1 protein-coding gene is annotated in these 1351 nt (G+C 63.4%); it reads left to right on the top strand.

Features of this window, described 5'->3' with window-relative positions:
- On the top strand, nucleotides 1–1302 hold a 1302-nt coding region (locus tag RI563_RS05950; RefSeq protein WP_411293567.1), incomplete at its 5' end, for a DegQ family serine endoprotease.
- Between the last annotated feature and the right edge of the window lie 49 nt (nucleotides 1303–1351).

Raw genomic sequence — 1351 nt, 5'->3', positions numbered from 1 at the left:
GCGCTGCCCACCCACGACAGCCAGGGCAAAGAGCTGCCCAGCCTGGCGCCGATGCTGGAGAAGGTCACCCCGGCGGTGGTCAATATCGCCACCACCGGCCGGGTGCGGGTGCAGGGCAATCCGCTGCTGGATGATCCCTTCTTTCGCCGCTTTTTCGATATGCCCGAGGTGCCCCGCGAACGACGCACCCAGAGCCTGGGCTCCGGGGTCATCGTCGATGCCGACAAGGGTTATATCCTGACCAACAACCATGTGATCGAACACGCCGATCAGATCAAGGTCACCCTGCGAGACGGCAACAGCTACGATGCCGAACTGATCGGCACCGACCCCGACTCCGATGTGGCGGTCATCAAGATCGACGCCGATAACCTGACCGCCGCTCCGCTGGCCGATTCGGACAGTCTGCGGGTGGGCGATTTCGTGGTGGCCATCGGCAATCCCTTCGGCCTCGGCCAGACGGTGACTTCCGGCATCGTCAGTGCGCTGGATCGCAGCGGCCTGGGCATTCAGGGTTACGAGGACTTTATCCAGACCGACGCCTCGATCAATCCCGGTAACTCCGGCGGTGCCCTGGTCAACCTGAACGGCGAGCTGGTCGGCATCAACAACGCCATCTTCTCCCGCTCCGGCGGCAATATCGGTATCGGCTTTGCGATTCCCGTCAATATGGCCCGCAAGATCATGGCCCAGCTGGTGGAATTTGGCGAGGTTCGCCGTGGCCGGCTTGGCGCCCAGGCCCAGGATCTGACGCCCGAACTGGGCCAGGCCTTCGGTCTCGAGCAGGGTGAGGGGGCGGTTGTCACCCAGGTAAATGACGGCTCGCCGGCGGACAAGGCCGGGCTGCAGGCCGGCGACATAGTGACCGCGATCGACGGCAAGCCGATACGTGACGCCAACACGCTGCGTAACAGTATCGGCCTGTTGCCCATCGGCAGCGAGGTGAACATGCAGGTATTGCGCGAAGGCAAGCGCCTCTCGCTAACCGCTACCATTGAAAAACCGGGCAGCCAGCATGCCCAGGGCGGTGAGAAACTGCATGCCCATCTCACCGGCGCCCGCTTCTCGGATATTACCGAAGATCATCGTCTGTACGGCCGTATCGAAGGCGTGCTGGTCAGCGAGATCAAGCAGGGCAGCCCGGCCTGGAGTGCCGGCCTGCGCCCCAACGATGTCATCGTCTCGATCAACCGCCAGCCGGTCAAAAGCGTGGCCGACATGCGCGATGTGATCGGCAACAGCTCACAACTGTTGCTCAATCTCCGTCGCGGTAACGGGGCCCTGTTCCTCTACCTGCGTTAACCTGCTCATCCGTCGGCCGCCCGGCCGACGGACCTTCCGTCACAGACCC

Origin of the sequence: Thiohalophilus sp., assembly GCF_031581315.1 — a bacterium.
GTDB lineage: Bacteria > Pseudomonadota > Gammaproteobacteria > UBA6429 > Thiohalophilaceae > Thiohalophilus.
Note: the sequence above shows the minus strand (reverse complement) of the source record. Positions and strands in the feature narration are given on the sequence as shown.